The sequence below is a fragment of the Thermosynechococcus sp. M3746_W2019_013 genome, assembly GCF_015296045.1.
In the GTDB taxonomy this organism is placed as follows: Bacteria; Cyanobacteriota; Cyanobacteriia; order Thermosynechococcales; family Thermosynechococcaceae; genus Thermosynechococcus.
Genome location: NZ_DVDW01000042.1, coordinates 20,293 through 46,153, shown reverse-complemented (window position 1 = coordinate 46,153; position 25,861 = coordinate 20,293). Strand labels below are relative to the sequence as shown.

The 25,861-nt window shown below is 54.0% G+C and carries 23 protein-coding genes and 1 pseudogene; 7 read left to right on the top strand and 17 right to left on the bottom strand.

Annotated features, from left to right (window positions below; translation table 11 throughout):
- Nucleotides 1-550, top strand: a pseudogene (locus IGQ16_RS07940) (type I-B CRISPR-associated protein Cas7/Cst2/DevR); the annotation flags it as partial.
- Entirely contained in the window at nucleotides 550-1,167 is a 618-nt protein-coding gene (gene cas5 / locus IGQ16_RS07935; protein WP_297040879.1) for a type I-MYXAN CRISPR-associated protein Cas5/Cmx5/DevS, read from the top strand. The pseudogene IGQ16_RS07940 and the gene cas5, both read left to right, overlap by 1 nt.
- An 85-nt stretch (nucleotides 1,168-1,252) precedes the next feature.
- Here the strand turns inward: cas5 and IGQ16_RS07930 are convergent, their stop codons facing one another.
- Complete coding sequence (locus IGQ16_RS07930) at nucleotides 1,253-1,867, bottom strand: histidine phosphatase family protein (RefSeq protein ID WP_297040878.1); 615 nt, start codon at nucleotides 1,865-1,867, stop codon at nucleotides 1,253-1,255.
- A gap of 123 nt (nucleotides 1,868-1,990) precedes the next feature.
- Between IGQ16_RS07930 and thrC the strand changes: the two genes are divergently transcribed.
- Nucleotides 1,991-3,079, top strand: a complete 1,089-nt coding sequence (gene thrC, locus IGQ16_RS07925; RefSeq protein ID WP_367116119.1) for a threonine synthase — start codon at nucleotides 1,991-1,993, stop codon at nucleotides 3,077-3,079.
- A gap of 5 nt (nucleotides 3,080-3,084) precedes the next feature.
- On the opposite strand, the gene IGQ16_RS07920 is transcribed toward thrC, so the two are convergent.
- Entirely contained in the window at nucleotides 3,085-5,910 is a 2,826-nt protein-coding gene (locus IGQ16_RS07920) for a cation-translocating P-type ATPase (RefSeq protein ID WP_297060959.1), read from the bottom strand.
- A gap of 446 nt (nucleotides 5,911-6,356) precedes the next feature.
- The gene (gene rsfS / locus IGQ16_RS07915; protein WP_297060956.1) at nucleotides 6,357-6,776 is read right to left on the bottom strand and encodes a ribosome silencing factor; all 420 of its coding nucleotides are present in this window, start codon (nucleotides 6,774-6,776) and stop codon (nucleotides 6,357-6,359) included.
- Nucleotides 6,777-6,826: 50 nt separating this feature from the next.
- On the opposite strand from rsfS, the gene IGQ16_RS07910 reads away from it, so the two are divergent.
- The gene (locus IGQ16_RS07910) at nucleotides 6,827-8,125 is read left to right on the top strand and encodes an AMP-binding protein (protein WP_297060954.1); all 1,299 of its coding nucleotides are present in this window, start codon (nucleotides 6,827-6,829) and stop codon (nucleotides 8,123-8,125) included.
- A 52-nt stretch (nucleotides 8,126-8,177) separates the two neighbouring features.
- On the opposite strand, the gene IGQ16_RS07905 is transcribed toward IGQ16_RS07910, so the two are convergent.
- From IGQ16_RS07905 to msrB, 7 genes are all read right to left on the bottom strand, one after another.
- A complete protein-coding gene (locus IGQ16_RS07905) occupies nucleotides 8,178-9,923 on the bottom strand; it encodes a ribonuclease J (protein WP_297039555.1) in 1,746 nt (581 codons plus the stop codon).
- Between the two features lie 60 nt (nucleotides 9,924-9,983).
- Entirely contained in the window at nucleotides 9,984-10,874 is an 891-nt protein-coding gene (gene dapA, locus IGQ16_RS07900; RefSeq protein ID WP_297060951.1) for a 4-hydroxy-tetrahydrodipicolinate synthase, read from the bottom strand.
- Nucleotides 10,871-11,299, bottom strand: coding sequence for a hypothetical protein (locus tag IGQ16_RS07895; RefSeq protein WP_297060949.1), 429 nt, complete (start codon nucleotides 11,297-11,299; stop codon nucleotides 10,871-10,873). The genes dapA and IGQ16_RS07895 overlap by 4 nt, the downstream gene beginning before the upstream one ends.
- A 6-nt stretch (nucleotides 11,300-11,305) precedes the next feature.
- The gene (proC, locus tag IGQ16_RS07890; RefSeq protein ID WP_041429055.1) at nucleotides 11,306-12,127 is read right to left on the bottom strand and encodes a pyrroline-5-carboxylate reductase; all 822 of its coding nucleotides are present in this window, start codon (nucleotides 12,125-12,127) and stop codon (nucleotides 11,306-11,308) included.
- A complete protein-coding gene (locus IGQ16_RS07885) occupies nucleotides 12,102-12,674 on the bottom strand; it encodes a cell division protein SepF (protein ID WP_024124518.1) in 573 nt (190 codons plus the stop codon). The genes proC and IGQ16_RS07885 overlap by 26 nt, the downstream gene beginning before the upstream one ends.
- 310 nt (nucleotides 12,675-12,984) lie before the next feature.
- Nucleotides 12,985-15,165: a GAF domain-containing protein gene (locus tag IGQ16_RS07880; protein WP_297060945.1), complete on the bottom strand. Its 2,181-nt coding sequence runs from the start codon at nucleotides 15,163-15,165 to the stop codon at nucleotides 12,985-12,987.
- Nucleotides 15,162-15,569, bottom strand: a complete 408-nt coding sequence (msrB, locus tag IGQ16_RS07875) for a peptide-methionine (R)-S-oxide reductase MsrB (RefSeq protein WP_024124516.1) — start codon at nucleotides 15,567-15,569, stop codon at nucleotides 15,162-15,164. The genes IGQ16_RS07880 and msrB overlap by 4 nt, the downstream gene beginning before the upstream one ends.
- A gap of 128 nt (nucleotides 15,570-15,697) precedes the next feature.
- Between msrB and IGQ16_RS07870 the strand changes: the two genes are divergently transcribed.
- A complete protein-coding gene (locus IGQ16_RS07870) occupies nucleotides 15,698-17,074 on the top strand; it encodes an isochorismate synthase MenF (protein ID WP_024124515.1) in 1,377 nt (458 codons plus the stop codon).
- Here IGQ16_RS07870 and IGQ16_RS07865 read toward each other — a convergent pair.
- The 7 genes from IGQ16_RS07865 to IGQ16_RS07835 form a co-directional block, all read right to left on the bottom strand.
- Nucleotides 17,071-17,355: a hypothetical protein gene (locus tag IGQ16_RS07865; RefSeq protein ID WP_297041146.1), complete on the bottom strand. Its 285-nt coding sequence runs from the start codon at nucleotides 17,353-17,355 to the stop codon at nucleotides 17,071-17,073. The genes IGQ16_RS07870 and IGQ16_RS07865 overlap by 4 nt on opposite strands.
- A gap of 184 nt (nucleotides 17,356-17,539) precedes the next feature.
- Entirely contained in the window at nucleotides 17,540-18,700 is a 1,161-nt protein-coding gene (petH, locus tag IGQ16_RS07860) for a ferredoxin--NADP reductase (protein ID WP_297060943.1), read from the bottom strand.
- A gap of 165 nt (nucleotides 18,701-18,865) precedes the next feature.
- A complete protein-coding gene (locus IGQ16_RS07855; protein WP_297041150.1) occupies nucleotides 18,866-19,870 on the bottom strand; it encodes a GGDEF domain-containing protein in 1,005 nt (334 codons plus the stop codon).
- Between the two features lie 43 nt (nucleotides 19,871-19,913).
- Nucleotides 19,914-20,471, bottom strand: coding sequence for a methanogen output domain 1-containing protein (locus IGQ16_RS07850; protein WP_041429053.1), 558 nt, complete (start codon nucleotides 20,469-20,471; stop codon nucleotides 19,914-19,916).
- Between the two features lie 312 nt (nucleotides 20,472-20,783).
- On the bottom strand, nucleotides 20,784-21,248 hold the full coding sequence (locus IGQ16_RS07845; RefSeq protein WP_297041153.1) for a PAM68 family protein: 465 nt from the start codon (nucleotides 21,246-21,248) through the stop codon (nucleotides 20,784-20,786).
- A gap of 5 nt (nucleotides 21,249-21,253) precedes the next feature.
- Nucleotides 21,254-21,523, bottom strand: a complete 270-nt coding sequence (gene rpsO, locus IGQ16_RS07840) for a 30S ribosomal protein S15 (RefSeq protein ID WP_297060965.1) — start codon at nucleotides 21,521-21,523, stop codon at nucleotides 21,254-21,256.
- A 106-nt stretch (nucleotides 21,524-21,629) separates the two neighbouring features.
- On the bottom strand, nucleotides 21,630-22,670 hold the full coding sequence (locus IGQ16_RS07835) for a LysR family transcriptional regulator (RefSeq protein ID WP_041429052.1): 1,041 nt from the start codon (nucleotides 22,668-22,670) through the stop codon (nucleotides 21,630-21,632).
- Nucleotides 22,671-23,075: 405 nt separating this feature from the next.
- Here IGQ16_RS07835 and IGQ16_RS07830 point away from each other — a divergent pair, with 405 nt between their 5' ends.
- Together IGQ16_RS07830 and IGQ16_RS07825 are read left to right on the top strand one after the other, a co-directional pair.
- Nucleotides 23,076-25,235 carry a CHASE2 domain-containing serine/threonine-protein kinase gene (locus IGQ16_RS07830; RefSeq protein ID WP_297060939.1) on the top strand — a complete coding sequence of 720 codons (2,160 nt, stop codon included), beginning with the start codon at nucleotides 23,076-23,078 and terminating at the stop codon, nucleotides 25,233-25,235.
- Complete coding sequence (locus IGQ16_RS07825) at nucleotides 25,232-25,480, top strand: FeoA family protein (RefSeq protein WP_024124507.1); 249 nt, start codon at nucleotides 25,232-25,234, stop codon at nucleotides 25,478-25,480. Before IGQ16_RS07830 ends, IGQ16_RS07825 begins: the two co-directional genes overlap by 4 nt.
- Nucleotides 25,481-25,861: the final 381 nt, after the last annotated feature.

Here is a 25,861-nt window from a genome sequence, read left to right as displayed (position 1 = left end):
CACCAGAAAACGGCGCGGTGCCTTGGAAGTTAGCCGTGCTATGAGCCTTGACCCCTACTGGGGCGATGTGACCTTTGGTTCCAAGGGAGGTGAGAAGGGCAAAACCTCGATTCATAACACTGAGGTTCACCACACTGCCTATCAATACACGATTGCCCTCACGCCTGAAGGCCTGAGCAAACCTGAGCGGGCACTGTTAGCCTTGGATGCCATTGGCGCTGTACGTCATGTGGGGGGCAACCATGCTCGCTTCTTGTACGACTTTCGCCCAGAGTCAATTGTTCTGCGGATAACAGATGATCCAAGCCCTTGGATTATGGGCGTGTTCAAACGCATTGGGGAATCGGTGGGCTGCCCACAGCTAGTGCGGCTGATTGAAGTGGGGGATGTAAAAGCTAATGAGTTAATTGTTGGCGGTGAGATAGCGGATACTCCCTATGGTGAGCAGTTAAAGACCTTAGGGGTTCAAGTCTACCGTGGGGTAAAGGAAGCGATCGCCCAAGCCAAAGAACAACTCCAGCAACAACTGAACATTAAGGTGCCTGCCTAATGCAACTTTACATTGATTGTCCCTGTACCAGTTTTCCCCGCAACTTTGCCCGAGACTACAAAGAAACCTATCGTTACCCACCGCCATCCACAATTTATGGACTTCTTCTATCCCTTGTAGGGGAAGTTGACATAAACAAACATCAGGGAGTGAAGCTAGCCATTGGCATCATCGGTGGCGATCCACCAATCTCCCGAATTTTGAGGAAGCAACGGCATCATAAGTACAGCAAACAAAACTTGGGAACTTATTCAACTAGCCAGTTCTCAAAACCCAATTACCACGAACTGCTCACAGATTTGAAAGTGGTTGTCCAGATTGATTCCAATAAAGAAGCGGGGACAGTGAAGCTCGCCGACCGGGTGGCGAGGGCCCTTTCCACCCCCGCTCAAATCACTCGCTTTGGGGGGCTCAGTCTAGGAGAATCCTGGGCACTGGTGAATGGCATCCGCCCCTATCGTGACAACGACGGTTCAATCCACTGGCTCATTCGGGACAACCGCGGTCTGATTAGCCTGCCCATCTGGATCGATCGCCAAAGCGGCCGAGGAACATTTCAACGCTTTCGTTTAGTTGATGAATTTGATGAAGAAGCGTGCTGGGTAACAATTCCTTAGCTGAGGGTCTCAGTGTTTTGCGGGCGCCATCTTTACCCTAGTTGCGCCCAGTGCAGTTTGTTGACAACCTAATGCGGCTGGATGGCTAGGGGAACTGATTGAAGGCATTGATGCGCCACCAGCGGGTATTTTCCGCTTCAAAGCGTCCATCTAAATCCAGCCGTACTGAGAAGTCAAACCAAGCGGCGGGGGGAATCTCCATTCCCCAGAGGCGATCGCTCCCCAGCACCACACTAATGAGGCACTGCAAAAAACCGCCATGACTAATACACCAAACGCAGTCCTCATCGCTGTGGCGTCGCAGTTGTTTCCAAGCCTGTTTTGCCCGCTGCCAAGCCATGGCCATTGACTCGGCTTCGGGGACTGGAATCAGGTGATCGCTCTCTTCCAGTTCTTCACAGAGGCCAGGATGTCGTGCCTGTGCCTGTGCCCATGTCAGTCCCGTAAAAATTCCTTGATCAATTTCAATTAACTCCGCTAGCTCTTGAATTTTTAAGTCGGGACAGGGATTCATCAGCGTAGCCGTATCGTAGCAGCGTTGCAGTGGACTGGTGTAAATGGTATTCGGTCGGGGGAGTTTTTCCCGCAGGGCAAGGGCTTGCTGCCGTCCCCGTTCTGTGAGGGGCACATCTTGCCGTCCCAGCATGACGCCCGAATCATTGCCAACAGCTTCTCCATGACGAATCAAAATTAAACGCATTGTGTAGCTCTCCCCCAGCGAGGCAATTGGCAAGTGTAACCCCTGATGGCTAAAATTATCCTACTGTGTGGCTGCACTCTATCCTCAGCCTCAAGTTTATTCATATTTCTTGACTGCGTACCTGTGCCTGTAACCCTCTCTGCTCCCCCCATCCGTCCTGCTTGGCATGGCCTAATTCACGCCTACGGTGACTTTTTGCCCGTGAGCGATCGCACCCCAGTGATCACCCTCTATGAGGGGAATACGCCATTGATTCCGGTGCCTCAAATTGCAGCGCGGATTGGCCGCAACGTCTCAGTTTATGTCAAGTACGATGGCCTTAACCCCACCGGGAGCTTCAAGGATCGCGGCATGACCATGGCCATTTCCAAGGCCAAGGAAGTAGGTGCTGAGGCGGTGATTTGTGCCAGCACAGGGAATACCTCAGCCGCTGCGGCGGCCTATGCCCGACGAGCTGGACTACGCGCCTATGTCCTGGTGCCAGAGGGCTATGTTGCCCAAGGAAAACTCGCCCAAGCGCTTCTGTATGGTGCTGAAGTCATTGCCATTGAGGGCAACTTTGATAAAGCCTTGGAAATTGTGCGCCTCATGGCGGAAACCTACCCCGTGACCCTGGTCAATTCCGTCAATCCCTATCGGCTGGAAGGACAGAAAACAGCGGCCTTTGAGGTGGTAGATAGCTTGGGCAATGCCCCCGACTGGCTCTGCATTCCTATGGGCAATGCCGGTAACATTACCGCCTACTGGATGGGCTTTTGCCAGTATCGTGAGCAAAACCGTTGCGATCGCCTGCCGCGGATGATGGGCTTTCAAGCAGCGGGGTCTGCCCCCCTTGTCAAGGGTGAGATTGTTATGCATCCCGAAACGGTTGCGACGGCCATTCGTATTGGCAATCCTGCCAACTGGCAACGGGCGATCGCGGTCAAGGAAGCCAGCCAAGGTGCCTTTAATGCCGTTACGGATGAGGAAATCCTGAATGCCTATTGTCTGCTGGCCTCCGAGGAAGGAATCTTCTGTGAACCTGCGAGTGCCGCTTCTGTGGCTGGCCTTTTGAAGTTAGCAGATCAGGTGCCCAGCGGTGCCACGGTAGTTTGTGTGCTGACGGGCAATGGCCTCAAGGATCCAGAAACAGCGCTCAAGCAGGAGAGCGATCGCTTCCACCGCCACATTGAACCCACAGAACAAACCGTGGCCAAGGTGATGGGCTTTTAGGGAGCCTATTCCAATAGCTTGAGTTCTGGGCCCTTATTGAATAGCCGCAACACCAGTTTCTCCAGCTCCACCCAGACAAAGACAAGCATGCTAAAGCCAATACAGACGGCTAGCTCAGTTCCCGAGATCAGGTAGGTACCAAAAAACTGCCGCAGGGGTGGAGCATAGATTAGCAGTAGTTGCAGAATCGTTGTCAAAATAACCGATGCCCAAACAAAGAGATTGGAGGCGGGGTTCATTTCAATGGTCAGTCGTGTACTCGAACGAGCAGCAAGGGCATGACCCATTTGGGAAAGGCAGAGGGTGGTAAAGACCATAGTTGTCCAACGCTGTGGATCTAGACCCCCCTCCATGTGCTCGGCAGTGTAGCTATACGCCCATACCATGAGGGCAATGCCGACGATGGCCAAGATCAAGCCAACGCGAATCATGTAGGAACCCATGCCGCGGCCAAAAATGCTCTCATTCGGCTGAATGGGAGGGCGCTTCATGACCTCAGGGTCCCCCGGTTCAACGGCCAGAGCAAGGGCAGGTAGGCCATCAGTGACTAGGTTCATCCAGAGAATTTGCAAGGGCGTTAGGGGAACGCCCCCTAGTCCCAGCAGGGGTGAGCAGGCGATCGTAATCACTTCGCCAATATTGGAGCCGAGAATGTATCTAATAAAGCGACGAATGTTGCTGTAAATGACTCGCCCTTGCTCGGTAGCGGCCACAATCGTAGCAAAGTTATCATCCAAGAGCACCATATCACTGGCTTCCTTGGTGACATCAGTACCCGTCATCCCCATGGCTACCCCGATATCCGCTTGTTTAAGAGCGGGGGCATCATTCACACCATCGCCAGTCATGGCCACAATTTCACCGTGACGTTGCAGCGATTTGACAATCCGCAGTTTATGTTCTGGGGAAACCCGGGCATAGACGCTGACGGTGGGGGTGACAGCATCCAATTCCTCGCTACTCATTTTTTCAATGTTCCGACCCGTGAGGGTCGGAGCGCCCCACTCACAGATGCCAATTTGACTGGCGATCGCCTGGGCAGTCAGTGGATGATCGCCTGTAATCATCATCGGGCGAATGCCGGCAGTGCGACAGGTGGCGACGGCCTCCAGCACCTCCGGGCGGGGGGGATCAAGAATGCCCACCAGCCCCAACCAAATTAACTCCTGCTCACTGGTCTCGACACTCTCTGGCGGCGGCAACTCTGACCAGTAGCGATGGGCAATCCCCAAGACCCGCAGACCCTGAGCGGCAAAGCGATCGTTTTCAGCGAGAATCTCTTGGCGCTCCGCCAGTGTTAGGGGTTGAATCTCTTGTCCCACCTGCCGCCATTGACAGCGTTCCAGGGTTAGCTCGGGTGACCCTTTGGTGATCATCCAGTAGGGTTCCTTGGCGGGAATCGCAGGAACAGACTCACTGCGATAGAGGGTACTCATGCGCTTGCGATTGGCATCAAAGGGAAACTCAGCGACCCGCTCCGCCGTTTCCCGTAGCGCTTTCAGATCAATGCCCCCCTTGGCGGCCAAGGGCAGGAGGGAGCCTTCTGTCGGGTCACCGAGGATCACCCATTCGGCTGCGTGTTGTTTGAGCAGGGCATCATTACACAGTGCCCCTGCCAGTAGCAGTAGGTGCCGTTCGTACAGTGCTAAGGGGTCATCGGTATTGGCGTCGTAAAAGTCCCCCTTGGGTTCATAGCCATTGCCCCTCACCTTGGCACGATAGGACGTTGTGGCGATCGCCTGCACCACCATTTTGTTTTGGGTGAGGGTACCTGTTTTGTCGGAGCAGATAACTGTCACACTCCCCAATGTCTCTACTGCCGGCAGCCGACGAATCAGGGCATGGCGTTTCACCATCCGTTGCGTTCCCAAGGCAAGGGTGACGGTAATCACAGCGGGCAAGCCTTCGGGGACCACTGCCACCGCCATACTCAGGGAAACTTCAATGAGATGCCGCAGCAGTGAAGGGTCGTACAGCCCCCCCGCCATCACAACAATGCTCACCAGCACCAAGGAAAACCCCACTAAGCGATTTCCCAGCTCGGTCATCCGTTTTTGCAGTGGTGTGGGTTCCTGCTCGACCCCTTGGAGGGCAGCAGCAATTTTCCCGAGTTCGGTATCCATGCCGATCGCGGTGACGACGGCGACCCCTCGCCCTTGGCTGACCTCTGTGCCTGCAAACACTAGATTGGCGCGATCGCCCACTTCAGTATCAAGGGGCAAAATGTTCGCAGCATTTTTACTAGCGGCTTCTGCTTCACCTGTAAGGGCAGCCTCGCGGATTTGCAGGTTAACGGCTTCTAGAAGCCGACCATCGGCAGCCACTTTTACCCCCGTTTCCAAAAAGAAAATATCCCCGACAACCAGTTCAGGGGAGTCAATTGCCATGACTTTGCCTTCCCGCAGGACACGCACCTTGGGTGCGGCCATATTTTTCAGGGCTGCTAGAGCCTCCTCAGCCCGGGCTTCTTGAACATAGCCCAAAATGGCATTGAGAATCACCACCACCAGAATTGCGGTTGCGTCCTTGGGGAAGGGAATCCTGTTTTCCTGGAGGGATTCAAGAATCTCCAATGTGCCAGAAATGAAGGCCACCACCAGCAGCATGATCAGCATTACATTGCGAAACTGATCCGTGAAGATCTGCCAGCGGGGGCGGCGGCCATTGTCAACAAGTTCATTGCGCCCATATTGGGCTTGTCGCCGTTGCACTTCTGCAAAACTTAACCCCTGTTGGGGATCACTCCCAAGACGGCTAATGGCTTCATCGGCACTCAGAGCATGCCAAACTGACTCACGATCAAGGTTGGAGGTGGCGTTGGAGGAGGTCATGGTGGATGGGCAGATAAACTGTTTTTATCCTTTCTTTATCTTCACCATACCAAACCGCTGCCAATAGTCCCCGTAAGCGTTAGGGGTTGCTCAGGCTGTGTCCAAAACCCCACACTGTTCCGTTGCCCCAGTGTCTTGATGGCGGGGCTACGATTTGTAGGCGGCAAGGGTGCTCAGGTTGCCAGATCAAAGGTGAGTACTGCGGTGCGATCGCTCGCATTTTGCAACAGCGTGTAGCGTTTCGCGGCCAGTTGCGATTGATAGAGGATAACGGGCAGAGTTAGGGGTAGTTGTTCGGCTAGGAGGAGAACCCGTGAGCAAATCAGTCGGGCCCTGACTCTGGGAATGGGGCAGCAATAGGGGTCAAGGGTGCGAGAAGCGGTATGGCGCTATGTTTGGCGATCGCCCCCCGTAGCAGGCCAAAAAGAACCGCCTACCTGTACCCCCTAGGTCGTCACCAAGGGCGCAAAGGGAAGGCGCTGGGCATGGCCCCAGAAGGCCTCAAGGTTGTAGTATTGGCGCTCCTTGGGCAACTGCACATGGACAATCACATCACCGTAGTCCATCAGCACCCATGAACATTCCGCTTGGCCTTCAATATGTTGGGGTTGGCGTTGGCAATGTTCGAGAGCCGCCTCCTCAATCCCTTGGTAAATGGCACGCACTTGGGTTTTTGAGAGTCCCGTAATGATCACAAAGTAATCACTGAGGTAGGACACGCCCCTTACATCTAAAAGACAGATATCCACTCCCTTGCGATCGTCGGCGGCATAGGCGGCGGTCCATGCTAGTTTAAGGCTAGGGTCAGTAATTGCCGCTACCCGTTGCATCTGTTGAATACTCAGGCTGCTCTCTCCTAAACGCACTCCTTCATCCTTTGATTTTACCCATTGGTTTCGGGAGGTGCAGGACAAATTTGTTACAAAACCTTACGAGTATTGCCCCTCACTGGCTGTGGTGCGCCCGCCACGGACAATGGCACAGTGCTACCGCCATCCTCCTCGAACAATTAGCCCACGGTCAGGCGCAACTCCAGCAGCAGCAGCCAACGGTACTCGTGCTCGCCGAACCCGATCCCCTCTCTTTTCTCAGGGGTTTTCTAGCAGCACTCTCCACAGGCACGCCCCTGTTACTGGCCAATCCCCAATGGCAGTCCCAAGAGTGGCAGCAGGTGGCAGCAATCTTGCCGCAGAATTTTATGGCTTGGGGAAGGGTGCCCCCCCTAGACCCCCAAGGATCTGGAGAACGATGGCCCCAGGGCTGGATTCTAATTCCCACTGGCGGCACGCAAGGGCGGTTGCGTTGGGCAATTCACACGGTGGACAGCCTGCAGGCAGCGGTGATGGGGCTGCAAAGTCATCTCCAGCAATCAACGATTCATTGCCTGAGTATTTTGCCCTTGTACCATGTCAGTGGCCTGATGCCCGTGGTGCGATCGCTATGGAGTGGGGGAGAACTCTATCTGGCGAGCCATTTACAGGACTTACGGCAAACCATACCCCCTGCCAATCTTGATCTGTGGCTCTCGCTGGTGCCTCGGCAACTGCAGCAGGTGCTCACGGAACCGCTACCGTGGTTAGGGAAGTTAAGGGGGATTTTTATTGGCGGCGGCCCCACCTGGTTACAACTGTTAGAGGAAGCGGCAACGCAGCGATTGCCCTTATGTCTCACCTATGGAATGACAGAAACCGCAGGTATGATCTGTGCCCAGCGACAGGGGGAATTTTGGGCGGGCGATCGCTCCTGTGGTCAAGTCTTACCCCATGCCCAGATTGATTTGACCCCTACGGGCGAGATTCAGATTCAGGCGGCTTCCCTTGCCCTTGGCTATTACCCTGAGTTCTTTCACTCAGCCATCTTCCCAACCGACGATCGCGCTCAATGGCGAGACGAGCGCCTCTACATTTTGGGACGCAGCAGCCGCAAAATCATCAGCGGTGGCGAGAATATCTACCCTGAAGAGCTAGAGGCATTACTGCTCAACAGCGGCCTTGTGCAAGATATCTATATTTACGGCGCCCCCGACCCCCTTTGGGGCGAACAGGTCGTTGCTCTCTATGTGGGAGAGGCTTCCCCGGAAGTCCTCAGCAGATGGCTCAAGCAGCAGTGCAGCGCCTACAAATGCCCCAAGCGCTGGGTTCCGGTTGACCACATTCCCCGTACCCCTCAGGGAAAAGTGCCATTGTCTGCCATCCATCTCCCCAATGTTTCCTAGGAAAGCAGCCGCCTGCAAACGCAGAACCCTAGGCAAGGGGTGGCTCTGGTCCCTAGCCAACCACAGAAGTCGTGCTGCGACGCCGGCGGATTCCTGTTGCCACAGGGGGGGTGACTTCGATGGGTTGCAGGAGCAATAGGACTGAGGCATTGCCCTGAAGTTCACGGCGCACCAGTCGCACCAGTTCCCGTTCAATGTGGGCTTTGACCCCCGCCCAGTCCACATCGCCATTGCGGGCATATTCACTCCAGCGATCGCTCAAGGCGGTTTCAACCGTGGCCTGTACCCAAGCCTGCCAAGCCTGTGGCTCAATGGCTGTGACCACGCCCCGCAGGTGAACTTCGGGCGTAGCTTTCAGACTGCCATCAGTCCCCACCGCCACCGCCACGGTGATAATGCCTTCCTCAGCCAGTTGTTGCCGCTCTTGCAGCACATGGGCTTTGACAATGCCACCGCGATCCAGTAGCTCAATGCCAGCGGGTACCTTATCTATGACCCGAATCGAGTCACGGGTCAGTTCCACCACATCGCCGTTGTCAATAATGACCATATTCTCAGGGGGAATACCCATGCTCTGAGCCGTTTGGGCGTGTTTCACCAACATGCGGTGTTCTCCATGCACAGGTAAAAAGAACTTGGGCTTCGTCAAGGCCAGCATCAGCTTTTGATCCTCTTGGCAGGCATGACCAGAGACGTGAATGCCCTGTTCGCGACCATAGATGACTTTGGCGCCTTGCAGCATCAGGCGATCGATCATGTTCACCACGGCAATCGTGTTCCCTGGAATCGGGTGAGCCGAGAGAATGACAGTATCCCCGGGGCGGATTTTAATTTTGTTGTGTTCCCCCTTGGAAATCCGCGTCAGGGCAGAGAGGGGTTCCCCTTGGGAGCCCGTGGTGAGGTACATCACCTGATGATCCGGGTACTTGTGCATCATGTGCAGCGGCACAAAGAGATCATCGGGGCAGCGAATATAGCCCAACTGCCGGGCATGGGCAATCACATTGAGCATCGAGCGACCCAAGACCGAGACCACGCGGCCATGCTTTTGAGCCAATTCCAAGGCCATACTGAGACGATGCACCGAAGAGGCAAAGGTAGTAAAAATAATCCGCCCCTCCGCTTGGCTAAAGGCACGATCCAAGTTGGGAAAGACAGATCGCTCCGAGGGGGTATGGCCGGGGACTTCTGAGTTGGTGGAGTCACTAATGAGGCAGAGCACCCCCTTCTCCCCATGCTCCGCTAGCCGCTGCAGGTCAAAGCATTCGCCATCAACGGGGGTAAAATCAAACTTGAAATCCCCTGTGTGGATAATCACGCCAATGGGGGTATGAATCGCCACCGAGAAGCTATCGGCAATGGAGTGGGTATTGCGGATATACTCCACAAGGAAATTTTTGCCCAAGCGCACCATTTCCCGAGGCTGTACAGGGCGAAGTTCGGTGCGATCGGCAACCCCCGCCTCTTCCAGTTTCCCTTGCAGTAGCGCCATGGCAAGGCGCGGGCCATAGATGACAGGAATATCAAACTGCTTCAGATGAAAAGGGATGCCACCAATGTGATCTTCATGGCCGTGGGTCACAACCATCCCCTTGATTTTGTCGCGATTTTGCCGCAGGTAGGTCATGTCAGGTAGGACGATAGTGACCCCGTGCATCCCATCCGTGGGAAAGGCCAGCCCTGCATCCAACAAAATAATTTCATCTTGGAATTCAAAAACGCAGGTGTTCTTGCCAATTTCATGCAGCCCACCGAGGGGAATAATTTTTAGGGCAGCAGTTGCAGCGGATTGACTCATAGGTCTCCTTACAATGAAACGAACAAAAAAGGTGCAGCTTGGGAAATGCCCGGCGTTGTCTTAAGACTGCAGTAGGCCAAGGTCATCTAAAACAGCCTTCAATTGGCCAATCACAGCGTCACTCGCAGACGTGAGGGGCAGTCGGGGTTCACCCACTGACCAACCTTGGAGGCTAAGGGCGGCTTTGATCGGAATCGGGTTTGTCGTCACAAATAAAACCTTGAACAGTGGCAATAGTTGACAGTGAATAGCTGTGGCTTTGGCCGTGTCTCCTTGGACAAAGGCTTGGATCATTTCTTGAATGCGTGAGCCAACAAGGTGACTAGCCACGCTGACTACACCATAACCACCAACGGCCAGTAGTGGCAACGTCAGGGAATCATCGCCGGAGTAAATGCGAAAGGTCGGCGGTAGAGCAGCGCGCAGGGTACTGGCTTGATCAAGGCTGCCGCTGGCTTCTTTGATGGCAACAATGTTTGGGTACTCAGCAAGGCGGATGACTGTTTCTGGCAGCAGGTTTTGCCCGGTGCGGCCGGGGATGTTGTAGAGCATGAGGGGAAAGTCCGGCACTGCCTTGGCGATCGCTTGAAAATGGGCGTAGAGTCCTTCTTGGGGCGGTTTGTTGTAGTAGGGGACAACCAAGAGCGCACCATCGAGGCCGAGTTCTGCGGCCTTTGCCGTGGCATAAACAGCTTCCCGCGTGGAGTTGGAACCCGTACCGGCAATAATTTTGGCTTTGCCCGCCACAGCCTGCTGCACCGTTTGAAAGAGTTGAAATTCCTCTTCCCAAGTGAGGGTGGGAGATTCGCCGGTGGTGCCGCAAACAACAATGCCATCGGAGCCATTGGCCACAAGGTGCTGTGCCAGTTTTGCCGCCACATCGTAGGCGATCGCGCCATCGGCTGTAAATGGCGTAATCATGGCGGTAATTACACGTCCCAAGTCAGTCACAGTCCACCCTCAGCCAAGTGTGGTTGCAGTTGCCGAATCGTGACCGCACGGCTATACAGGCGCCGGCGATCGCCCAAATTTTCCAGAATGGTTGCCCCCCATTGCCAGCTTTGGGGCGAGCAATCAATGGTCAACTTCTCTGCGGTTTCACTCACGGCGTAGCCCTTGTCCTTGAGCCCTGCCTCCCGCTGCACCAGTTGCGAGAGGGTCAGCGCCAGAATTTTCGTATGATTCCGATAGGCGGCGATCGCTCCCACGGCGAATCCCCAACGGTAGGGTACAGAAGACAATAGACTGCAGTGGCCAATTTGGCTCAAACCCAGGGCGGTGATGGCAGTAACACAGGCAAAGGAGTCAATGAACACCACCTTCACATCTAAACCTTCAATGGCGGGGGGATCAGCGGTTGTGGGAGAGTTGGGCATAGGCACTTAATTGAGGGCTTGGGAACGCTCGTAGGCCGCTTTTACCGTTTGCATAAGGGTTCCACGCATACCGGCAGCTTCCAGTACTTCGAGACCCGCAATGGTTGTCCCCGCAGGACTGGTGACCGCATCCTTGAGTTGCGCCGGATGCAGCCCACGCTCCTTAAGTAATTGTACTGTGCCTGCTATTGTGCCATAAACGAGTTCCTGTGTCAGCGATCGCGATAGGCCCACCGCTACCCCAGCATCACAGAGGGCCTCGACAATTAGAGCAACAAAGGCAGGGCCAGAGCCAGACAGCGCCGTGACCGCATCCATTTGCCCTTCACTGACAGCCACCACCTGCCCCAGCACCCCCAACAAATTCTTAATCTTTTGAACCTCCAGTTCACTGGCGGCACTGTCACTCGCAAGGGCAATCACGCCGGCACCCACCTGTGCTGGTGTATTCGGCATCGCCCGAAAGATCAACCGCTGGGGAAAAAGCCGCCGCAGCCGCCCACTATGGATGCCCGCCATGATAGAAAGGACAACCCCCATCTCCTGAGCTACCGGCGTATCCGCGAGTTCCGACTCAATCTCGGCAAAGACCTGTGGCTTGACCGCCACTAGGAGCGTTTCGGCAGTGGCTACCTCTAGGTTCGTTGCTACTCTAACCCCGTAGGTGTGGGCTAAGTACTGTTGCCGCTGGGGCGATCGCGCCGATACCCACACCTGGTCTGGCAATAGACCATTCACAAGCAGCCGCGAAAGCATTGCCTCCGCCATGCGGCCACAGCCAATGATCCCAACGGCAGGCACCCTAGGCACTACGCTGTTGTTGGGCATCCATACCCCAAGCGGGCGGGGGTGTGGGGGTTGGTGTGGCACTTGGGCGAACGCCGCCGACTTGGGTACTCACTTGGACACAGCTTGGCGTAAAGAGGAAAATACTCTCGCCAATACGCTCTTGATGGCCATCAATGGTGAACGTGGCACCGGCAACAAAATCCACCGAGCGTTGGGCTTGCTCTGGCTCCATCAAGGTCAGATTGAGCACCACAGACTTGCGCTCCTTGAGGGCTTTGATCACCTCAGGCATTTCACTAAAACTGCGGGGCTGCATCACCAATACTTCGGCCACTGCCCCCCACCAACGGCCGGCATTAGGCATACCAATCACATTGGAGGCAGTTGATCCTGTCGGTACTGAACCAGTGGTCACCGAAGGGGATGAACTGGTGTCAAAGTCATGACTCAGGCTTGGCCGCGATGTGGGCAGCGGTTCCACATCAGCTTCTCTGGTTAGTGTTCGTGCCGTTCCTTGAGGGTATTCCTCATCGTAGATGTCACTTTCGGGGGTTAGACCCATCAGGTCACGGAGTTTGCCCAACATAACGACTCACTATTGCTCCTAAGTCAATGTAAATGTATGAGTTGTATAACCCTTCTGAAGTGCCGTGGTATTGTTGCCGCGACAGGTCAGAAATGTAAAAGCCAGATGGGATTTCTCGTGTTTTAACAATCTTAGTTTCGTGGCTAGAAGGGAACCTATGCACAAATGTCCACGAGAGTAAAGTTAAAACAGGAAACTTCAACTGGCCATTTTACACAAAACCGAGATAAAAAGATGATATTGGCCTTAAGTGTCTCGCTTTTGCCTTGGGTTTGTCAAGGGTAACAGTGCGGGGCTGCCTGCCTATTCGCTAAATTCGGTCGGCTAAGGGAATCCGAAACCAAAAAGTTGCTCCCTCGGAATCCCCCTCTTTGACTCCGATCTCCCCCCCATGAGCGATAATAATTTGTCGGCAGAGATATAAACCTAAACCGATGCCCGTACGAAGGTGGCTTGCACCGCCACGATAATAGAGCTCAAAGAGGTGTGATTGCTGCTCAGGGGGGATGCCGACGCCATTATCCTTGACAATGCAGTAAACGCTATCTCCCTGTTCCTCTGCGATCAGCGTGAGGGTTATCCCAGGACAATTGTGTTTTAGGGCGTTGGTGATCAAATTCTCATAGACTCGTCGCAGTTGGATAGGATCAACGGGCACAAGGGGCAATGTGGGAGGAATTTGTAGGTTCACCGTCGCTTTATTTTTCTGAAGCAGCGGTTGCAAATCAGCCAAGATGTCGTTGACAAGCGTCGCTAAGGATGTGGGGGCGATCGCCAAGGAGAGGGAAGGTTGCCGGTCCACCTGGATATGCAGCAGTGTGTCAATCAGATGCAGTTGACGCTGCTGGCTGTGCTGAATACAGGTTAAGGTGCTGCGGGGTACAGCAATCGTGTCGCTGGTGTTGCTCTGCAAGAGATGGTTAATCAGCATGAGGGTACCTAGGACCGGGGTGCGTAAATCATGGGACACCGCATGCAAGAAGATATCCTTGAGGCGGTTGAGTTCCTCCAGTTCACTCATTTTCTGCTGCAACTGCCCAGTGCGCTCGGCTATCTGCTGTTCCAAATTGGCATTCAAGGCTGCCAATTGTTGATAAAGTTCTGCTTGCTGGAGGGCGATCGCTACCTGAGTTGCCAGCTGCTCCAAGAAAGCGCGTTCGTGGGGCTGCCACTCTCGCTGGCGGTCACATTGGTGGACACCCAGTAAAAAGCACAGGCCTTGGGGCTGATGTTGGATTGGAATCAGCAGGCAGGATTGGATGTGGTGCGCTTCATACACCTGTCGCAGATGGGAATCAAGACTTTCCTGCCCGCAGGAGAGGGGGGCCGGTGTCGTCAGCAGCTGTGAACGATAAGGCACGTTTTGCAGGAGAGCCTCCAGGTTCGTGTGCCACTGGGGAGCCATGGCCGCAGCCACCACTTGAATTTCTTCTGTGCTCGGATCAAAAGAGACAATAAACACGCGATCGCTGAGGAGATAGCGGCGCACTTCCACCACTGTGGTATTGAGCACCTCTGGCAGTTCCAGCGTTTGGCGAAGGCGCAGGGCAATTTCCGCAAGTAGTTGTTGCTGTTGGGCAGCCAATTGCACCTTCTGTTCAGCGGTTTTACGTTGTGTAATATCCCGGATCCCCACCACCCGTGCCCAGCGCCCCTGATAGACAATTGATTTTCCCTGAACCTCAACAATCCGTACTTCACCACTTTTGGTGCGAGCAAGAGCTTCAAAGGGAACATCCGTTGGCTGCTGAATTCGCTCTAAAATCAGCGATCGCGATTCTGGATGTGTCAGCAATAACACCGACTGACCCACCAGTTCTGCAGCCCTATAGCCAAACAGCCGTTCGGTGGCTGCATTCACATCGAGAATTGTCCCCTGCTCATGGATGACGACTGCCTCAGAGGTGGCTTGAAAGAAGGTGGCCAAGCGGGCTTCACTTTCCTCTAGGGCTTTGAGGGCGCGGTGGCGATCGCGACTTGCCACTACCAAGGACAGGAGATCAGCCAGGGAAGCAGCAAACTGCTCCTCCGCCACCGTCCACTGGCGAGGCGGCCCCACGTGCTCATGGCAGAGAATGCCCATCATCACCCCTTCGACCCAAATAGGCACATCCAGCAGCGAGGTAATGCCAAGGGGTTCGAGGTAACTTTGGCGAAACTCTTGGGTGCGCGGATCAACCCAGGCCTCATGGGCGGTAATCGTGCGCTCCTCTTGTAAAGCCGCAAAGTAGCGAGGATAGTCACTGGCGGTCAGCTTCATCCCTGCCGTCAACCCTTGCCCCGACGCTGGAAACAGGTGCACACATTCAATCTGCTGGCGATCGCTGGCGTAAAACCAAAGACTCACCCGTGCCACATTGAGACTCCGGGCACTCGTACAGAGAATATCCTGCAAAATCTCCTCAAAGTTCGCCCCATGGAAGGGCTGCCGCCGTGCCAGTTTGACCAAAATGCGGTTGAGACTTTGCAGTTGCTCAATCACGGGACTCATGAAGAGGCGGCAGATTCAGGGATAAATGCCAGTGCCGCTGAGTTAATGCAGTAGCGCAGTCCTGTGGGTGGCGGGCCATCCTCAAAGACATGACCCAGGTGGGCATCGCAGACAGCACACAAGACTTCCGTGCGCACCATGCCGTGGGAAAGATCCCGCTCCATGCGGATATTGTTGGGATCAAGGGGCTGCCAAAAACTGGGCCAACCCGTGCCGGAATCATACTTTGTCTCGGAGCGAAAGAGGGGTGTGCCGCAGCAGACACAGCGATAGAGACCGGGCTTTTTGTTATTCCAGTAGCAGCCCGTGAAGGCGCGCTCCGTTCCCTTTTTGCGGGTGACATAGTACTGCTCAGGAGTCAGTTGAGCTTGCCATTCTGCATCTGTTTTCACAACCTTAGTCATACTTGCCTCAGAAATAGACTGTGATCCTACTCCTCAGCATAATCAGTGACATTGGCAAGTTCCAGTCTTTTTGCCAAAGGTTCCCTAGCAAGGGGAAAATGTAAGGGCAATCTTGACCTTGTTTGGTTATGCCGGTTTCGCTGCCCCTTACTTTTGATTTATCCTCTGAGTCCGAGTTTTATACTCAGGTCAGCGCTGGAATTCAGGCAGCACAGCAGGCCAATTGTCAGTTCCTCAGTTTAGGCATCGCTTTACCAACAGTTGATCCCCTGATGCTACTGGCTGGTCTGATGCACGTCAGTGGTGAAAGTGAGCATTTTTACCTTGAGCAAGCGGGGGAGATTGTTGCTGCCTGTGGTGCAGTGGCGACCAGCAGTGTTCAGGGACATCAACGGTTTGGGGAACTGCAGCGTTTTAGTGAACACATCCTCAGCCGCGTGTGGGCGATCGCTCCAGCCGAACCGCGTATGTTCTGTCAATTCAGTTTTTGGGATCACACAGGCTCTAACCGGGGGGTCTTACCCCGCTGGCAGGTCATTCAGCGTCTGGATCAGGTTTGGCTCACCCTCAACTGTGCCCTAGAGACCACTACACCCCATCGCCTCTGGCAAGACGGGCAACTGGTGCAGCGGGCAATGGCACACATTCTCGCTGATCCGCCCCCCTGTCCACCCCCCCTGGCGATCGCCCGACCGCCCCTGACTGAGCAGTATGGGCAATTCATTAGCAGGGTCAAGCATGCCCTCAAGCTCCTCGAGGAGGGAGACATCGAAAAATTGGTCTTAGCCGCTGCCCTCACCCTAGAGCAGCCTCAGGGGTTTAACTGGCTGGGAACGTTGCAAAACCTGCGCCAGCAGTACACCAATTCCTACATCTTCAGTGTTGGCCAACAGGGGCAGCAGGTCTTTTTGGGAGCCAGTCCCGAACGCTTGGTCAAAATTGCCAATGGCGTTCTCTGGGCCGATGCCTTGGCGGGTTCCCGTCCCCGGGGGCAAACCCAACAGGAGGATCAAAACCTGCGCCATGGCCTTTACCACAGCCCCAAGGAACGCTACGAGCATCAGGTCATTGTTGAATTTCTCTGCCAAACCCTCCAACGGCTGGGCATGACCTGTGAGGTGCCCGCAAAACCCCGCATCCTTGAATTGAGTCATATTCAACATCTGCAAACCTTGATTCAGGCACCCCTGCCTCAACCGATTCATATTCTCCAAGTGGTGGCGGCCTTGCATCCGACGCCAGCAGTGGCGGGCTATCCTGCTGCCCGGGCCCAACATTGGCTGCGGCAACTGGAACCCTTTGATCGCAATGGCTATGCTGCGCCCCTTGGTTGGGTAACACCCACTGGAGAAGGGGAATTCATTGTCGGAATTCGCTCTGCCCACCTTCAGGACAACCATGCCCATCTCTTTGCTGGGGCAGGTATTGTCAAGGGCTCTCACCCTGAACGGGAATGGCAGGAAATCTTGTGGAAATTTCAGACAATGATCTCAGCTTTGGCCTAGCGCAGGGGGGGGTGCTTTCGGGTCATCGTCAGCATCGGCAAGGGCTGGGAGGATTGGGGCGGCAGCGCATACTGGGGTACTTTCTCAGGAAGAGGACGTTCGGGCGATCGCTGGAGCAGGCGATAGAGAAGTGCACTTCCCATCACACTTAGACCCAATAGCAGCAGACCGTTGTAGCCCCCCAAGCCACCAATGGTGGAATCCACCCCTCCCATCAGCAGAAGAAAAGCCGAGATGGGTTCTTTACGGTAGGCTTTGCGCAGAAAGCGAGGATAAATCATACGCGATCGCTGGGTGACTCACCATTAGAATACGGGAATACTGACAACTTAGCGTCAAGTAGGGTACCTTTTAGTGACCCTAACACCCGACATTGATTGCTCGGTCACTGTTCCCTTTACTCCTATCCTGACAGATCCAAGCGGCAATTGCATAAAAGGGGGCGATCGCCCCCCAATGATTTCCCTAGTAGGTTTCCACGTGCCAGCGGCCTTCTTTTTTGAGCGTGCCCTTGAGGAACTCTTGCCAATCGGCACCATTTTTGGCTGCCGCTGCCGTCATTGCCTCATCAATACCCGGCTCCATCCCCTTCAAACCACACATATAGACGTGGGTATTTTTCTTTTGGAGGAGTTGCCAGATTTCGTCCGCATGCTCAGCAATGCGACCTTGGATGTACATCTTGCCGCCGTCAGGAGTTTTTTGCTCACGGCTGATGGCGTAGGTGAGGCGGAAGTGATCGGGATACTGGGCCTGTATTGCCTCTAGCTCATCCTTGTAGAGAATATTTGCAGTGTAAGCGACACCAAAGAAGAGCCATGCCAGCCCCTTGAATTGATAATCGGGGTTATTTTCTTTGAACATGCGCCACAGGAAGGCACGGAAGGGGGCAATCCCAGTTCCCGTTGCCAGCATAATGATTGTGGCTTCGGGGTCATCGCTCAGGAGCATTTCTTTACCCACGGGCCCTGTAATTTTCACCTCATCGCCAGGTTGCAGTTGGTTGAGGTAGGAGGAGCAAACGCCATAGATGGTTTCCCCCGTCTCTTTGTCCTTGTACTCTAGCCGCCGCACACACAGGGAGACCGTTTTATCATCTTGAAAGTCACCGTGGCGGGTCGAGGCAATAGAGTAGAGGCGCAGCTTGTGGGGTTTGCCATTGGCATCGGTACCCGCAGGAATAATGCCAATACTTTGACCTTCGAGATAGCGCAACTCGGTACCAGAAATGTCAAAGATAATGTGCTTGACCGTTCCCTCGCCCCCTTCACGCACCAGCTCTTCATTGGAGATGACCTTACCAATGCAGGGATTGTTGGGGCGATAGATATTGACAGGAATATCAACTTTCTTTTCTTTAAGGGGGGCAGCACCATTATTGGAGGCAGGTTCCGTGGTGGCAGCCAAGGGCGCAGCCGTACCATTGAGGGGTTGAATGCTAACAATTTTGCCCCCCCAACGGGTAATCTGCTGCATAAACTGATTCATGCGGTCATAGGGAACGTTGAAAAATTGACTGCCACTGTTGCGGATGGCATAGTTGGTTTTCTCAGTTTCGGCATTTTGTCGCAGTCCCACCACTTCATAGCGAAACATCCGACTGTCAGAATTCGTCGCATTGTACATGGGCTACACGATCTCCAAAAATTAACTCAGCTTTACATTCTGCAACACAACGTCCCAACCGCGATCAACTATCACGTTTTGGCTACGGGATGGCCGTGCTTTGGTCACCCACATTATATCTAGCGGCGGCAGCTACAGGGCCTTTCCCGAGGGACAGGGCTGAATTTATTGGCTGGAGGAGATAGGCGCACTCATCCAAGCATAGGTTTGCAACACATAGCGATCGCGCCCTGAGCGTTTGGCCTCGTACAAAGCGGCATCGGCGGTTGCGATAACCTCAGAGATTGGGCAGTCCCTGGGGGTTGCAGTTGCAATGCAAATGCCAGCGCTTACGGTGAGATAGGGTTTTACCGGTGAACTGGCATGGGGAATTTCTAAACTGCGGATGTGGTTAAAAATCCGCTCTAAGATACAAATGGCAGCGTCATGGTGGCTCTGGCACAACAGGAGCACAAACTCTTCACCACCATAGCGAGCCACCAGATCCGCCTTTCGCACTTGGGACTGAATGGCATGGGCAACCTGTTGCAAGGCGCGATCGCCCGCCAAATGGCCATAGGTGTCGTTGTAGCGCTTGAAGTGGTCAATATCCAGCAGAGCAATGGCAAAGGGAGTATGGGTTGCTGCCGCTTCCTTCCAGACCAACCGCAGATAGGACTCAAAAGCACACCGATTTGCCAGTTTGGTCAGGCTATCTTGCTGTGAGATCTCCTGTAGATGGTGGTTTTCTGCCTCTAGTTGTTTTTGCCGCTGCTGGAGCTCTACAATCAAGGCCGTTTGCCGTGCCATCTGCTGTTGCAACTGCTCAAACTGTTGCCGTTGGACAATAAACTGCCGTAGAAACCGAGGTTGGCGCAAGACGCGCAGCAGAATCAAGGGGGGCTGGCAACGGTGGATGCCCACAGCTTCCACTTCAATTTTTTGGCCTTGGGGGTCTCGCAGAGTGCCGGGCACCATTTGCGCCGCCTGTTGCCAAAGAAGCAGCCATTTTTTGAGTTTCTCCGCAGGAGTGGCTACGAGTTCCCTAAGGTTGCAATCAAGCACGCTGCCGCCAAAAAATTCACGGCCACTGGAGTTAATGGCCACAATGTTGCCCTGGGGATCCATGACCAGCGTTGGCTCCGGCAACAGATCAATCCATGCGCCAATATCGAGTGTAAAGTTGCTCATCTTGACCCCGCTGCAATGAACTACTTGCCTAGCTTAGACTGACCTAATGTGATTCAATGGGATAGTACTCTCGTCCTTTGGCAGCAGCGGCAGCAGCAGTGGGTTGGGTATAGATCACCACGCGGCACCCTTGATCTCCATTGGCGATCGCCGCTTCAATACAAACCTTGGCATAGCCCAAGTGGTGCGCCACAATGACGCCAAAGACACTTGAGGTCATCATGCACAACGAGGGATGACCAATCACACCACTGCCAAGGGGGCAACGCTGATTCCCTAAAATAATGCGTTCCTCATCTTGCTCAATCAGGAAAAATCCCCCTTCAATGCGGTTTTTGAGATCTACAAGAATTTGAGCCACTGTCTTAGCATCAAGGGGGCGATCGCCAAGGGCTTGGGTGTAAAGCTCGTTGATGTGATTGCCCATTTGCTGTCCCACAAGGGCAATAAAGCCAGAAGCATCATCCAGCCCGACAATATCTTCAAGGGTCTCTGCCACTAACCCCAGCAAATGTTGCAGAAAGCTAGAGGACTGTAGGTCAATGGGCAAATTTCCCACGTTTGTGTAGGCTTCAGCTCGGAACATTTCCTTTGCTGTCATAGGGATTCTCCGAGGGGAACAGGGTTTGAGCGATTTTAGCACCCTTTGCCGTTGGCCATGCTGAGAGCACCGGATGTTGGCAGGAACTCCCCCTGAGGTGCTGCTGAGTGTGCTCAGTTATTCGCGAAAGGGGGTAACTATAGGAATTGATGGCAAATATAAGCTTATAAGGTTATAGTAAAGAATCTACAGAAATTGCTAAAAATCTCTAAAAATTCCTGATATTTTCTTGATTAGACATTAGAATTGAACTTAATTAGAGAAGCATACGCGAATCAGCGATCGCACCTATTCGACTATTCAGCATTCCGACTATTCAGCATTTTGCGATCGCTTGGCCTGATAGGCTTGCCAACTCTCGACAACACGACCAAAATTGGTGCGGAATTCTCGCCAGCCGAGCCAACTTCCCTGCTCGTGCTCATCCCAAGAGGCAGAAAGAATCCCATAGCTTAGCCCCAGGGCCCCAAGGCCAAAAAGACTGAGACTAGCAATGACAACGACCACATTGGGCAACTTGAACCAGCCCTCATGGACAATGAAATAGCTGAGGGGAAATGTCATCAGTCCCAAGAGGGTGGGGGTACCGCAGAAGATTGCCATCCGAGTGACCATCCGTTGGCTGACAATTTCTGGAATACCTGTACTTTTTTTGGCTTGCTTGGCTGAGGATTTTGGGGCCTTAGAACGGACGGCTGCGGCAGCAGGAGCTTTAGCAGAATTGGTTGCTCCTTTTTTCTTTTTAGGCTCAAAAGGCAGATCCGACCGTTTTGCCATTGTCTTTAACCCCGAATTCCCAGACGTTCAATGAGTTGATGATAGCGTTGGGGATTGTGGCGATGGATATAGGCCAATAGCCGCTTGCGACGGCCAATGATTTTCAGGAGTCCTCGGCGAGAGGCGTGATCTTTTTTATTCACCTTGAGATGCTCAGAAAGCTGCTTGATCCGCTCTGTGAGGATGGCAACTTGGACATCCGCAGAGCCAGTATCCGTACCGTGGATCTGGTAGGTGTTGATAATTTCTTGTTTGACGTCGTGTTGCAGGGCCATGGTCATCCGTTATGAACAGCGCGATCTACTATCATACTCCGATTTTTCGAAATAATAAACTCCCGTGAAGGGGACTATTCTGCCCCTGGGCTGGTCGTGCTTTGCCCTAAGAATTACTGACATTGGTGCTGTTTTCCTCAAGGGGGGCGATCGTCAGCAGTTCCTTAAGGGGCTTTTCACTATCGGAGATGGGCGGTTTGGCCGTTGTCAGTTCTGTATCGATGGCGAAGGTGGCAAATTGGGTGAGAATTTCGCGGCAGAAGACCTCCGCTGCCCGCGATCGGTAGCGATTGGGATTGGTAATCAGCGATAGAGTACGTTTCACCACCACATTTTCGATACCCATCCGCCGTAGGCTCCCCAGTTGTAACTCCTTCTCAATGGCGGAAATGGAGACGAAGGCAGCCCCCAGGCCCGACTGCACGGCGTTTTTAATCGCCTCGATGGAATTTAACTCCATCTCTACCTTGAGGCGGCGAGGGTCAATGTTGGCGCGCTGAAGGACCTGATCAATCACCTTGCGAATGGTGGATTGGGCATCCAAAGCAATAAAGCTCAGCTTATACAAGTCTTCTTTGGTGAGGGTTTCGGCACTAGCTAAGGGATGATCCACAGGTAAGATCAGTGCCAGTTCGTCCTCCGCGTAGGGGGTAACAGTGATTTGCTCACTCAGTTCTGAGGGAACTTCACCGCCAATAATCGCTAGATCAATTTGACCATTGACCAAGCTCCAGCAGGTGCGGCGGGTGGAATGCACATGTAGCTGAACAGCGACTTCGGGATATTTGCTGCGAAATAGCCCAATCATGCGGGGCATCAGGTAGGTGCCCGTGGTTTGGCTTGCGCCAATGATCAGGGTACCCCCCTGTAATTTTTGCAGGTCTTCGATGGCACGGCAGGCTTCATGGCACAGGGAGAGAATTTGATCGCCGTAGGCCAGTAGGAGCTGTCCAGCTTCGGTGAGTTGGGCGCGGCGCCCCCCCCGGTCAAATAGGGGAACATCCAGTTGGCGCTCAAGGTTTTGCACCTGTAAACTCACTGCGGGTTGGGAGACGTAGAGGCTGTCAGCGGCTCGCTTAAAACTTCCTTCGAGGGCGATCGCCTTGAGGATTCGCAATTGATCAAGGGAAAAGGGCAGTTCGGACATAGGCATTGAGGCCATAGGCGTGCCACCAAGAGGCGTTTTTCTGAACTTATCAGGAATCATGCCCAATATGGTATGTATCCCCGCACAAGAAAGCTGAGCTTGGCGTGCCAGTAACGCAAAATAGCACGTCTGAAACCTATTGTAAGGGTTGGGTTTTCCCCGCGCGATTACTGATTTTTGTTACAAATTGTTACATTGTTTTGTTACATTATTGGGCTGGGGAGCGAGCGATCGCCCATCTAGCACCGCGCGAGCATGTGCTTGCACTGGCCGCTTCTTAAAGCCATACCCTGTTGCTCGAGCAGCATTCACCAATACAGCGCTGGGCTTTCTGCCGATAAAGCTAAAATCGGTCTAGCGTTGCTCTTGGGGAGCCGCTGGACAATTGCCCGAGGAGTTGAAATCGTGTCCTACCCTTGGCCAAAATGGCTGCCGATGCCAGTTCTTGCCACGACTCTAGGGGCGGCTACTGTGGTGATCGGTGTGCGCCAACTGGGACTGCTTCAGCCGTCGGAACTGAGTTTGTATGACTTTTATGTGCGATCGCAACCCGCTCGTGATCCTGATTCCCGCATCCTGACGGTGGTGGTGACGGAGCAGGACATTCAAGCCCAAAAAACGTGGCCATTGCCGGATGCCACTGTGGCAGAACTTCTCGCCCGCCTCAATGCCGCCAGCCCACGTGCCATTGGCTTGGATATTTTCCGTGATTTGCCCCAGCCCCCCGGCCACGATGAGCTGCAAAACATGATTCGTATCAACCCACGCATTATTCCAGTGTGCAAATCAGCGGGCGAAACAGTGGAACAACCCGAGGTGCCCCCGCCACCAAGTATTCCCCCAGCACAGGTGCCAGACCGTGTGGGTTTTGCGGATATTCCCCTCGATAGCGATGGTGTCATTCGCCGCAACCTATTTGTGATCAGCAATCCCAAGGCGCAGCGGTGTACAACGCCCTTTTCCTTTGCTCTGATGTTGGCACTGCGCTATCTACAACAAGACCCCTCTCAAACTATCAAACTCGATGACAGGGGTTTGACGCTGAATGATGTGCATTTTCCCCTCCTTACCAGTGATGCCGGTGGCTATGTGGGGGTGGACGATCGCGGCATGCAAACCCTCCTTAAGTACCGCTCACGCGGCGCGGTGGGGCCAACGGTTTCCCTAACGGATGTACTGAGTGGACGGGTGAGCGAAGACCTCATTCGCGATCGCGTGGTTTTGATTGGTGTGTCTGCGCCGAGTATTAAGGATACTTTCCTCACCCCCTATAGCGGTAGTGAGGCGGTGACGCAGCAAATGCCGGGGGTGGTGGTTCATGGGCAAATGGTGAGTCAATTCCTGAGGGCTGCCCTTGAAGGGGAAGGTCCCATTTGGTATTGGCCGCTGCCGCTGGTGCTAGGCTGGATTCTCCTGTGGGCTGGGGTGGGGAGTGTCCTTGGCTGGTGGCTGCGGCAACCCCTGTGGTTGGGAGGCGCGGTCGTGGGGGGGCTCATTGTCCTCTTTGGTGGTGGCTTTGGCATTTTTGTCATGGCGAGTGGCTGGATTCCTGTGGTGCCGCCGGCGATCGCCCTTGTGCTCAGCAGTGTGGGGATGGTAGGCTACGTCAGCTATCAGGCGCAGCAGGAGCAAAGATCTTTCCAAAAAAAAGTGCAGGAGCAAGAAAAAGCCTTGGCGCTGTTGCGATCGTTAATGGCCGAGGATACGGCAGCCCTCAATGCAGCGCTGCGAGAACCCACAGAAATTACTGGCAAACCTCGTTCCCTCCTCAGTGGTCGCTACAAAATCCAAAAAGTTTTGGGGTCAGGGGGCTTTGGCTGCACCTATTTGGCTCAGGATACCCAGCGACCGGGAAACCCCCTCTGTGTCGTCAAGCATCTGCGCCCGGGACGCACCGACGAGCGCTTTATGCAGGTGGCGCGGCGACTCTTTCATACCGAAGCAGAAATCCTTGAAAAGCTAGGACGCCACGATCAAATTCCCCTCTTGCTTGCCTATGTGGAGGAAAATGGGGAATTCTATCTAGTGCAGGAATTTATTGATGGTGCCTCCCTGAGTGAGGAACTGAAACGCAAACACACGGAAGCCGAGGCCATCCAACTCCTGCGGGAAATCTTAGAAGTCTTGAATTTTGTCCACAGTCACTATGTGATTCACCGCGATATTAAGCCCGATAATCTTATTCGCCGTGCCAGCGATCGCAAACTGGTCCTAATTGACTTTGGGGCAGTGAAGCAAATTCAACCTCAAGAAGTGGAGAAGGCCCAGGGGAGTACCGTTGTTATTGGTACGATGGGCTATGCTCCCCCTGAGCAACTCTCTGGTCAGCCCACCCTCAGCAGTGATATTTATGCTGTCGGCATGATTATCCTTCAGGCGTTAACGGGCATTAAGCCCCGTGATCTACCGCGAGATGCGCGCACGGGTGAACTGGATTGGCAACGGTGTGTCAGAGTCAGTGAAGGTTTAGCGGCAGTACTCAATAAGATGGTGAAATTTAACTTTAGCGATCGCTACCCCTCGGCAAAAGAAGCCCTTCAAGAGGTACGGCGTTTAGGCCCATGAATTGCCCTGTCTTGCTCTCTGACCTTCCCCTGGGTACCCCGGCGCGGATCACTGCTATTGGCGGGACAGCCGCTTGGCAGCGCCGCCTTGCGGCCGTAGGACTTACGGTCGGTCAAACTGTCACCCCGCTGCGTCGTGCCCCCTGCAGTCAAACCTTGGCCGTCCGGGTGGGTGCCCTGACGGATGTAGCTATACGGGCAGGGGATGCTGGCACCATTCTCGTGGAGCCGCTGGGCCCACCTTAGAGATGGTCAAATCTTGATTATTGGCAACAGCCTATTCCATTAATCATTGGGCTTTTGTTCCTCAGGTTTGTATGGTGTGGCATGGCGTGAATTGTACCAAGGAAACCAGGGAACCCTTGGCTGGTGAGGTGCTTTGTCGCGATCGCCACGGATGCAGGAGAAGTGGCGAGTCTTATCCACACACTGATAGCGAACCGGATCAGCATGCGATCCCAGTTAGCAACTGCGTGGCTGCTCACCTAAAGTGCTTTGATCTGCAGCGTTTAGGACTGGCTGGGCATTCCGTGGGAATAGGTTTAGCAGCTCAAGTTCCCTAGAGCCAGAACAAACAGTGGATGGCTAAACTGTAGATAGCGGCAATGTTTCAAGCTCACTTGAAGT

What these genes read in the sequence shown, in the direction of transcription:
- cas5 (WP_297040879.1), top strand. Translation starts at nt 550, where the DNA reads ATGCAACTTTACATTGATTGTCCCTGTACCAGTTTTCCCCGCAACTTT.
- IGQ16_RS07930 (WP_297040878.1), bottom strand. Translation starts at nt 1,867, where the DNA reads ATGCGTTTAATTTTGATTCGTCATGGAGAAGCTGTTGGCAATGATTCG.
- IGQ16_RS07920 (WP_297060959.1), bottom strand. Translation starts at nt 5,910, where the DNA reads ATGACCTCCTCCAACGCCACCTCCAACCTTGATCGTGAGTCAGTTTGG.
- IGQ16_RS07905 (WP_297039555.1), bottom strand. Translation starts at nt 9,923, where the DNA reads ATGAGTCAATCCGCTGCAACTGCTGCCCTAAAAATTATTCCCCTCGGT.
- IGQ16_RS07895 (WP_297060949.1), bottom strand. Translation starts at nt 11,299, where the DNA reads ATGCCCAACTCTCCCACAACCGCTGATCCCCCCGCCATTGAAGGTTTA.
- proC (WP_041429055.1), bottom strand. Translation starts at nt 12,127, where the DNA reads ATGCCCAACAACAGCGTAGTGCCTAGGGTGCCTGCCGTTGGGATCATT.
- IGQ16_RS07885 (WP_024124518.1), bottom strand. Translation starts at nt 12,674, where the DNA reads ATGTTGGGCAAACTCCGTGACCTGATGGGTCTAACCCCCGAAAGTGAC.
- IGQ16_RS07880 (WP_297060945.1), bottom strand. Translation starts at nt 15,165, where the DNA reads ATGAGTCCCGTGATTGAGCAACTGCAAAGTCTCAACCGCATTTTGGTC.
- msrB (WP_024124516.1), bottom strand. Translation starts at nt 15,569, where the DNA reads ATGACTAAGGTTGTGAAAACAGATGCAGAATGGCAAGCTCAACTGACT.
- IGQ16_RS07870 (WP_024124515.1), top strand. Translation starts at nt 15,698, where the DNA reads ATGCCGGTTTCGCTGCCCCTTACTTTTGATTTATCCTCTGAGTCCGAG.
- IGQ16_RS07865 (WP_297041146.1), bottom strand. Translation starts at nt 17,355, where the DNA reads ATGATTTATCCTCGCTTTCTGCGCAAAGCCTACCGTAAAGAACCCATC.
- petH (WP_297060943.1), bottom strand. Translation starts at nt 18,700, where the DNA reads ATGTACAATGCGACGAATTCTGACAGTCGGATGTTTCGCTATGAAGTG.
- IGQ16_RS07855 (WP_297041150.1), bottom strand. Translation starts at nt 19,870, where the DNA reads ATGAGCAACTTTACACTCGATATTGGCGCATGGATTGATCTGTTGCCG.
- IGQ16_RS07850 (WP_041429053.1), bottom strand. Translation starts at nt 20,471, where the DNA reads ATGACAGCAAAGGAAATGTTCCGAGCTGAAGCCTACACAAACGTGGGA.
- IGQ16_RS07845 (WP_297041153.1), bottom strand. Translation starts at nt 21,248, where the DNA reads ATGGCAAAACGGTCGGATCTGCCTTTTGAGCCTAAAAAGAAAAAAGGA.
- rpsO (WP_297060965.1), bottom strand. Translation starts at nt 21,523, where the DNA reads ATGGCCCTGCAACACGACGTCAAACAAGAAATTATCAACACCTACCAG.
- IGQ16_RS07835 (WP_041429052.1), bottom strand. Translation starts at nt 22,670, where the DNA reads ATGTCCGAACTGCCCTTTTCCCTTGATCAATTGCGAATCCTCAAGGCG.
- IGQ16_RS07825 (WP_024124507.1), top strand. Translation starts at nt 25,232, where the DNA reads ATGAATTGCCCTGTCTTGCTCTCTGACCTTCCCCTGGGTACCCCGGCG.